Source organism: Longimicrobium sp. (assembly GCA_036387335.1).
Taxonomy (GTDB): Bacteria; Gemmatimonadota; Gemmatimonadetes; order Longimicrobiales; family Longimicrobiaceae; genus Longimicrobium.
The window spans coordinates 1-8,916 of record DASVTZ010000232.1 but is presented as its reverse complement, the minus strand read 5'-3'; the positions used below and the strand labels follow the sequence as shown (position 1 = coordinate 8,916).

Below are 8,916 nucleotides of genomic sequence, written 5' to 3'. Positions count from 1 at the left end.
ACGCCTGGGACGTGGACGGCGTGCGCGGCGTCCGCTCCGAGCTGCGCGTGAACAGCGCCCGCCGGCCCCCGCTGGACCAGGTCGGCGGCCGCCGCGCCTGACGCGCCCCCCACCCCAACCCTCCCCCACGCTCCCCCGCGTTCGGGGGAGGGCAGGGGTGGGGGCCCTGAACCCGTGCCCGCCACCGACCTCCCCACCCGCTTCCGCGACCGCCTGCGCGCACTCGGCCTCGATGCCGATGCGCACGTGCTGGTCGCGCTCTCCGGCGGGATGGACTCGGTGGTGCTCCTCCATCTCCTCCGCTTCACCACCGACCTGCGCGTGACGGCGGCGCACTTCGACCACGCCATGCGCCCCGCCAGCGACGCCGATGCGCGCTGGGTGCGCGGCCTCTGCACGGCGTGGGGCGTGCCGCTGGTGGAAGCGCGCGCCGCGGAGCCGCTGCGCACCGAGGACGACGCACGCCGCGCGCGCTACCGCTTCCTCCGCGAGGCGCAATCCACTGAAGGCGCCACCCACCTCGCCACGGCGCACCACGCGGACGACCAGGCGGAGACGGTGCTCTTTCGCGTGCTGCGCGGGACGGGAATCGCGGGGCTCGCGGGGATTCCGGAGCGCGGCGAGGGCGGCCTGGTGCGCCCGCTCCTCCCCTTCTGGCGCGCGGAGCTGCGGGCGTACGCGCGCGAGAACGGGTTGCGCTGGCGGTGCGATCCCACTAACCGGGCGCTCGGACCGGCGCGCAACGGCATCCGCCACGACCTCCTCCCGCGTATCGAAAAGACGATTGCGCCCGCCGCTCGCCGCGGCCTGGTGCGCCTGGCCCGCCTCGCGCGCGCACACGAAGACGAGTGGGCGGTGCTGGCGGAGCGCGCGGCGGCGGAGTGCGTGAGGTGGGAAGGGGCGGGGGCCGCGCTTGTTCGGGACCGGCTCGCGGCTTATGATTCGCCCGTCGCGGCGCGCGTGGTGCGCGGGGTGCTCCGCCGCTTCGGCGTGGTGCCGGGGCGCGCCGGAACACGCTCGGCGCTACAGTTTATCACATCCGCACCGAGTGGACGCGTCCACCTGCTCCCCGGCGGCACCCACCTGATCCGCAGCGACCTCGGTCTGGCGCGGGTGGAGCCCCTGGACGACGCGCCCCCGGCCGACCGCTCCCTGGTGATCGGCGGCGGCGAGGGGGAGGGGACGCTGCGGGTGGGCGGGCGCGAGATGCGCGTCCGCTGGGGCGCGGGCGGCGAGGGGGTCACCTTCGCCGCGCAACGCCTTCCGCTCACCCTGCGCGGCTGGCTCCCGGGCGACCGGATGAAGACCCGCGCGGGGACGAAGAAGCTCAAGAAGCTCTTCCTGGAAGCGCGCATCTCCCGCCCGCAGCGGGCGCGCGCCGCGGTACTCGCGGACGCGGAGGGGCGCGTGCTCTGGGCCCACGGGCTCGCCCGCGCGGCCGACGCCGAGCCCCTTCCGGGCGAGGCCACGATCACCATCTCGATCACCGATGCCTGATACGGATCTGACCCTGGCCCGCACCGGTGGCCGCAAGCTCACACGGATCGTCTACAGCGCCGAGCAGATCGCGGCACGCGTGGAGGAGATGGGGCGGCAGATCGCCGCCGAGCTGCCCGCCGACGAGCCGGTGCTGGTGCTGGGACTCCTCAAGGGGTCGTTCATCTTCCTCAGCGACCTCGTCCGCGAGATCACCCGGCCGCTGCAGGTGGACTTCCTGGTGGCGAGCAGCTACGGCAGCGGCACCACCACCAGCGGCGAGGTGAAGCTGCTGTACGATCCCAACGCCGAGTTCAGGGACCGCCACGTCATCGTGGTGGAGGACATCGTGGACAGCGGCACCACCCTCAACCGCCTCCTCCCGATGCTGGAGGAGCGCGGGCCGCGCTCGCTGGAGGTGTGCACCCTCCTCCACAAGCACGTCGCCACCACGCTGGTGAAGGAGCCCCGCTGGGTAGGGTTCGATGCTCCGCACGAGTTCCTGATCGGCTACGGTCTGGACCACTCGGAGGACTTCCGCAACCTGCCGTTCATCGGGAGCCTGTAGGCCGCGCCGCATCTAGCGGCACGGAACAAGTACGCGTCGCGGAGGCGTCCTTATCGGGCGCACTTCCGCGCAGGGAATAGACATGGCAGAACGCGAAAACGGTTCACCGAAGCCACCCACCCGCTGGGGGCGTGCCACGCGCACGGCCACCTTCTGGGGCGCCATCGTGCTGGTCTCCATCGCCCTGGTGTCGCTCAACTCGGGGCGCGCCACGCCGACCGCGGAGATCGACTACACGCAGCTCCGCAAGCAGATCGCCGCGGGCAACGTGATCGAGGCGGAGTTCGTGGGCGAGCGCGAGCTGCACGGAAAGACGCGCACCCCGCTGCAGACGGGGCGCGGCGCCGCGGCCAACCAGTTCACCCTCCTCCTTCCGCCCAACGCCTCCGAAGAGCTGATCAAGGAGATGAACACGGCGGGGATCAAGATCGGCGCCTCGGAGCCGAACATGGACTGGGGCGTCACGCTGGTGAAGGCGCTCCCCTGGCTCCTGCTGATCGGCTTCTGGGTCTTCATCTTCCGCCAGATGCAGAGCAGCGGGAACAAGGCGTTCCAGTTCGGGAAGAGCAAGGCCAAGCTCCTCACCGGCGACACGCCGCGCGTGACGTTCGACGACGTGGCCGGCGCTGTGGAGGCCAAGTTCGAGCTGCAGGAGATCGTCGAGTTCCTGAAGGACCCCAAGCGCTTCTCGCGGCTCGGCGGGCGCATCCCCAAAGGGGCGCTCCTCGTCGGTCCTCCGGGAACGGGGAAGACGCTGCTCGCTCGCGCCGTGGCGGGCGAGGCGGGGCGGCCTTTCTTCTCGATGTCCGGCTCTGACTTCGTGGAGATGTTCGTGGGGGTGGGCGCGTCCCGCGTGCGCGACCTGTTCGAGCAGGGGAAGAGCCACGCGCCGTGCATCATCTTCATCGACGAGATCGACGCCGTGGGACGGCACCGCGGCGCGGGGCTGGGCGGCGGGCACGACGAGCGCGAGCAGACGCTCAACCAGCTCCTGGTGGAGATGGACGGCTTCGAGGCCAACGACGGGGTGATTCTGGTCGCGGCCACCAACCGTCCGGACGTGCTGGACCCGGCGCTGCTGCGCCCGGGCCGCTTCGACCGCCAGGTGGTGGTGGACGCGCCGGACGTGAAGGGGCGCGAGGCGATCCTGCGCGTGCACCTGCGCAAGATCCCCACGGCTCCGGATGTCAGCGTCCCGGTGCTGGCCCGCGGCACGCCGGGGATGGTGGGCGCGGACCTGGCCAACCTGGTGAACGAAGGCGCCCTGCTAGCCGCCCGCCGCAACCGCGACATGGTGTTCATGGCGGACCTGGAGGACGCCAAGGACAAGGTGATGCTGGGCGCCGAGCGCCGCTCGCTGGTGATGCGCGAGGAGGAGCGCCGCCTCACCGCCTTCCATGAGGCGGGCCACGCGGTGTGCGCGCTCAAGATCCAGGGCAACGACCCGCTCCACAAACTGACCATCGTGCCCCGCGGCCGTGCGCTTGGCCTGGCCTTCACGCTGCCGGAAGACGACCGCGTCTCGGTCACTCGCCAGGAGCTGGAGGCGCAGCTGGCCATGTGCTACGGCGGCCGCATCGCGGAGGAGCTGGTGTTCGGGCGCGAGCGCGTGACCACCGGCGCCTCGAGCGACATCCAGCGCGCGACGGGTGTGGCGCGGCGCTACGTGACACAGTGGGGCCTTTCGGACGCGGTGGGCCCAGTGGCCATCACCGAGAACAGCCAGGAGGTCTTCCTGGGCCGCGACTTCGGGCAGCGCCGCGAGGTGTCCGAGAAGATGGCGGAGCTGGTGGATGCCGAGGTCGGGCGGGTGCTGAACGAGGCGCTCGAGCGTGCCCGCGCCACCATCACCGAGCACCGCGACCTGCTGGACCGCATGGCCGTCGCCCTCCTGGAGCGCGAGACGCTGGGCCGCGAGGAGATCGACATCCTGGTCGCTGGCAAGGAGCTCCCGCCCATGCGCCCGGAGCCGACCTACGGCCCGCCGGATCTCCCGTCGTCGCCGCCCGCCATCAAGGACCGCCCCTCGATCGGGGTGGAGGGGTTGAAGCCGAGGCTGGCGTAAGGAAGTGCGTGAGTGCGTTAGTGCGTGAGTGCGGGGGGATGCCGAACCATTCGGGCATCCCCCGTCCTTTTGTCATCCTGAGGGAGCCGCCCCGCGAAAGTCCGCGATGCGCTTCGGACTTCTTGCGGCGACTGAAGGATCTAGCCGGTGCTGGGCCGGGAATCGCGCCGCACACCAGTCCCCTCGATACGCGCAGTAGATCCTTCGCTCCGCGCCACAGGCTGGTGAACGGGCGAGGTCAGTGCGGCGCGTCGCTCAGGATGGCAAAATGGGGGCGTATCGGCTGGCTGCTTCACTCACGCACTCACACACTCACGCCCTCACGCACCATCTCCCCCGGCCCTGGCCCGCGCGCCGAGCCCGTCTTACTTTCGGCGAGGCACCCCACTTCTCCCCGCACCACTGGGCACTTGGCACTCGGAACTGGGCACTGGCTCCTCCCCCGTCGCGCGCTGTCGCTGGATCGCCCGCTGGTGATGGGCATCCTGAACGTGACGCCGGACAGCTTCAGCGACGGGGGCCGGTTCCGTGGCGCGGGGCCGGCCCTCGCGCGCGCCCGGGGGATGGCCGCCACCGGCGCCGATCTGCTCGACGTCGGCGGCGAGAGCACCCGCCCCGGCGCCGCCGAGGTCAGCGCGGAGGAGGAGATGGAGCGCGTGCTTCCCGTCATCGAGGCGATCCGCGCGGAGCTGGACGTGCCGCTGTCGGTGGATACGCGCAAGGCGGAGGTCGCCCGCGCCGCGCTTGAGGCGGGGGCCGAGGTTGTGAACGACGTGTCGGCGCTGGGCGATCCGGCGATGGCGGAGGTGGTCGCGCGGGCGGAGGCGGGGCTGGTGCTGATGCACATGCGCGGCACCCCCGCCACCATGCAGTCGCACGCGTCCTATTCCGATGTGGCGGCCGAAGTGGCGGCGGAGCTGGCCCCGCCTCTCGCCCGTGCGCGCGCGGCGGGGATAGACGAGGAGCGCATCGTGCTGGACCCGGGGATCGGGTTCGCGAAGACGGCGGATCAGAACGTGGAGCTGATCGCGCGGCTGGGAGTGCTGGCGCGGCTGGGCTATCCGCTGCTGCTGGGGGCGTCGCGCAAGGCGTTCATCGGCGGGCTGCTGGGCGGCATCCCCGCGCACGAGCGCGATGCGGGGACGGCGGGTGCGTGCGTAGCCGGGCTGGCGCGCGGCGCCCGCATCTTTCGCGTGCACGACGTGCGCACCGCCCGCCACGCGCTGGACGTGGCGTGGAGCATCCTCCGCATCCCCGCGGAGGCCGCATGAACGGGTGGACGGGACGCTTCGGCTTCCTCACCCCCGGGTGGACGGACCTGCTGGAGATCGCCATCGTGGCGGTGCTCTGCTACCGCATCCTCGTCGTGCTCGCAGGCACCCGCGCCATCCAGATGCTCCTGGGGCTCTCGTCGCTCGTTGCGCTGTACGGCGTCGCGCGGCTGATCCACCTCCAGCTCATCGAGTACCTCCTGGAGACCTTTTTCCGCTTCGGCGTCATCGCCGCGCTGATCGTCTTCCAGCCCGAGCTGCGCAGCGCCCTCGCGCACCTGGGGAAGAACCGTCTTTTCGGGGGCTTCACGCGCCTGGAAGGCAATCAGGTGGCCGAGGAGATCGCCGAGGCCGCCGAGGAGCTGTCGCGCAACAAGACGGGCGCCATCATCGCCGTGGAGCGCGGCGTGGGGCTGGGCGAGTACGTGGAGACCGGCACGCCGCTGCACGCGCGCGTCTCCTCCGCGCTCCTGCAGAACATCTTCACCCCATACTCCCTCCTCCACGACGGCGCAGCCATCATCAGCGGCGACGAGATCGTGGCCGCCGGCTCCATCCTCCCCCTTACGCAGTCCCCCGTGACGGACCGCACCCTGGGCACGCGCCACCGCGCCGCCCTGGGCCTCTCCGAAGAGACCGATGCCCTGGTCGTGGTCGTCTCCGAGGAAACGGGTGTGATCTCCCTCGCGCACCGCGGCCGCCTGGAGCGCGGGTTCACGCCGGACCGGCTGCGGGACCTGCTGCGCGGGGAGGTGCGGGCGGCGGGGTGAGGTGGGCCCTCACCCCCGCTCGTTCCTCGCTGCCCCCTCTCCCGATAACAGGAGAGGGCTGCGCCCTCGCCGTTATCGAGAGAGGGGGCGTATGTCGTTGCGGAGCGCGAAGATCCGGTAGGGGCGCGATTTATCGCGCCCGTGCCCGCCCCCGCTCCACCGCCCGCATGCCAACCCCGAAACCGGTAGGGGCAGACCTGCGTGTCTGCCCACCCTCGCCCCGGCCCAAACGCCCGCTTCTGCGCGCAGAAACCTCGTAGGGGCCGCCCCGCGTGGCTGCCCGTGCCCGCCCGCGCACCGTACCCAAGCAATCGGCACGGATGCACGCGTGCCCCCAATCCCCATTCCCCAATCCCCATTCCCCTCTTCTTGCCCCCACCGCCACGCCGCTTTACAATCCCACCCCATGGATTCGGCACAGGTTGCGGCGCGCGTACACGAAGTCAGGGAGAGGATCGAGCGGGCGCGGGAGCGCGCCGGGCGCTCTGATCCGGTCACGCTGGTGGCGGTCACCAAGACCCATCCGGCCGATGCGGTGCGGGCGGTGAAGGCGGCGGGGGTCGCTGACGTGGGCGAGAACCGCGTGCAGGAGCTGGAGGACAAGGTCGCCGAAGTCGGGCGCGAGACGGTCGGGTGGCACCTGATCGGGCACCTCCAGCGCAACAAGGCGGGGAAGGCGCTCCCCCTCTTCGACCTGATCCACTCGCTCGACTCCCTGCGTCTTGCCGAAGCGCTCTCCGCCGAGGCCGTAAAGCGCGACGTCGAAGTGAGGGCGCTGGTGCAGGTGAACGCGTCGGGGGAGGGGACCAAGGGCGGCTTCGAGCCGGAAGCGCTGGTGGAGGGCGTCGGGCGGATCGTGGAGATGCCAGGAATGCGGGTGGAGGGGCTGATGACGATGGCGCCCTTTACCGGCGACGAGCAGGTGGTGCGCGCGGCGTTCCGGCGCACGCGCGAGCTGCTGGACGAGGTGGCGCGGCAGGTGCCGGGAGTGGCCGGGCGGCAGCTGTCGATGGGGATGAGCAACGACTTCGAGATTGCGGTGGAGGAGGGGAGCACCCTCGTTCGCGTGGGCTCGGTTCTCTTTGGGGAGCGGGGATGATCGATCTTACACCGCTCGACGTTCGCAAGAAGAAGGGCGACTTCCGCCGCGTGATGCGCGGGTACGACGCGGAATCGGTCGACAACTTCCTGGAAGTGGTCGCCAGCCGCATGGAAGAGCTGGTGCGGCAGAACAGCGCGCTCGCCGGCAAGGTGGACGCGATGTCCGGCTCCATGGCGGAGTACCGCGACCGCGAACGAGCGATGAACGAGGCGCTCGTCTCCGCCCAGCAGCTGCGCGAGGACATGCGCGACCAGGCCCGCCGCGAGGCCGAGCTCCTGCTGCGCGAGGCGCGGTCGCAGGGGGAGCGCATCGTGTCCGACGCCAAGCGCCAGGTCTCGCTCGCGCTGGAGGCGCTGCGGCGGATCCAGGGGCAGCGCGTGCGCTTCCTGCGCATCTTCCGCGCGATGGTGGAGCGGCAGCTCGGCGAGATCGAGCAGGAGGAGGGCCTCACCGCCACCCTCACCCGCCTGGAGGCGGAGGGGCAGGGCGAGCGCGGCGGCGCTGAGGCCGCCGAGGGCGAGGGCGGCGATGGGGAGAGCTGAGTGGCGGAGCTGAGGGAGCGGATCGCGGAGGCGGTGGCGGCCATCCGGGCGCGCAGCACGCTGAAGCCCGACGCGGGCATCATCCTGGGGACGGGGCTCGGCGGGCTCGCGGACCGCATCGAGGTGGAGACGGAGATCCCCTACGCGGAGATCCCGCACTTCCCGCTCTCGACCGTGGAGTCGCACACGGGGCGGCTCCTGCTGGGGACGCTCGGCGGCCGGCCCGTGGTGGCGATGCAGGGCCGCTTCCACCGCTACGAGGGCTACACCCTCCAGCAGGTGACCTTCCCCGTGCGCGTGATGCGGGCGCTCGGCGCGGGGACGCTGATCGTCTCCAACGCGTGCGGGGGGATGAACCCCTTCTGGAGCCCCGGCGACCTGGTCCTGATCGCCGACCACATCAACCTGCTGGGCGACAACCCGCTGATCGGCCCCAACGACGACTCGCTTGGTCCCCGCTTCCCGGACATGTCGCAGGTGTACGACCGCGGGCTGCAGGCTCTGGCGCGCGAGGTGGCAATGGAGCGGCGCATTCCGCTGCGGAGCGGGGTGTACGTGGCCGTTCCCGGGCCCAACCTGGAAACGCGCGCCGAGTACCGCATGCTCCGCACGATGGGCGCGGACGTGGTGGGGATGTCCACCGTCCCCGAGGTCATCGTCGCGATCCACGGGGGGATGCGGGTGATGGGCGTGTCCATCATCACCGACGCCTGCCTGCCGGACGCGCTGGAGGTGGCGGACATCGAGCGGATCATCGCCACCGCGCGCGCCGCGGAGCCGGGGCTGACGGCGCTGGTGGAGGGTGTGGTGGCGCGGATGTGAGGCGGGCCCCCTCCCCCGCTCGTCAGCTCGCGGCCCCTCCCCCAAACTGCGGGGGAGGGGCGTTTTGCGTGGGGTGGTGCGCCAGCGCGTGCGGCGGTGCGCGGGAGGGCACGGGCAGCCACGTGGGGCGGCCCCTACGAGGTTACGGTGCATGATACGGGCTTCGCGGTGGGGGCGAGGGTGGGCAGACACGCAGGTCTGCCCCTACGGGTTTCGATGTAGACAGGCGGGCGGCGGAGCGGGGGCGGGCACGGGCGCGATGAATCGCGCCCCTACGGTGCATGGCGTCGCAGACGTTGT

8 protein-coding genes are annotated in these 8,916 nt (G+C 71.6%); all 8 read left to right on the top strand.

The window, feature by feature from the left end; all coding sequences use genetic code 11:
* Window positions 1-174 precede the first annotated feature (174 nt).
* Window positions 175-1,497 carry a tRNA lysidine(34) synthetase TilS gene (gene tilS, locus VF647_23650; GenBank protein HEX8455094.1) on the top strand — a complete coding sequence of 441 codons (1,323 nt, stop codon included), beginning with the start codon at window positions 175-177 and terminating at the stop codon, window positions 1,495-1,497.
* Window positions 1,490-2,044: a hypoxanthine phosphoribosyltransferase gene (gene hpt / locus VF647_23645; protein ID HEX8455093.1), complete on the top strand. Its 555-nt coding sequence runs from the start codon at window positions 1,490-1,492 to the stop codon at window positions 2,042-2,044. The genes tilS and hpt overlap by 8 nt, the downstream gene beginning before the upstream one ends.
* Window positions 2,045-2,126: 82 nt before the next feature.
* Entirely contained in the window at window positions 2,127-4,109 is a 1,983-nt protein-coding gene (gene ftsH / locus VF647_23640) for an ATP-dependent zinc metalloprotease FtsH (protein HEX8455092.1), read from the top strand.
* A 410-nt stretch (window positions 4,110-4,519) separates the two neighbouring features.
* Entirely contained in the window at window positions 4,520-5,380 is an 861-nt protein-coding gene (folP, locus tag VF647_23635) for a dihydropteroate synthase (protein HEX8455091.1), read from the top strand.
* Entirely contained in the window at window positions 5,377-6,150 is a 774-nt protein-coding gene (cdaA, locus tag VF647_23630; protein ID HEX8455090.1) for a diadenylate cyclase CdaA, read from the top strand. The genes folP and cdaA overlap by 4 nt, the downstream gene beginning before the upstream one ends.
* Window positions 6,151-6,556: 406 nt before the next feature.
* On the top strand, window positions 6,557-7,249 hold the full coding sequence (locus VF647_23625) for a YggS family pyridoxal phosphate-dependent enzyme (GenBank protein ID HEX8455089.1): 693 nt from the start codon (window positions 6,557-6,559) through the stop codon (window positions 7,247-7,249).
* Window positions 7,246-7,794 (top strand): DivIVA domain-containing protein, encoded by a 549-nt coding sequence (locus VF647_23620; GenBank protein ID HEX8455088.1) that lies wholly within the window; start codon window positions 7,246-7,248, stop codon window positions 7,792-7,794. The genes VF647_23625 and VF647_23620 overlap by 4 nt, the downstream gene beginning before the upstream one ends.
* Window positions 7,795-8,616: a purine-nucleoside phosphorylase gene (locus tag VF647_23615; protein ID HEX8455087.1), complete on the top strand. Its 822-nt coding sequence runs from the start codon at window positions 7,795-7,797 to the stop codon at window positions 8,614-8,616.
* Window positions 8,617-8,916 lie beyond the last annotated feature (300 nt).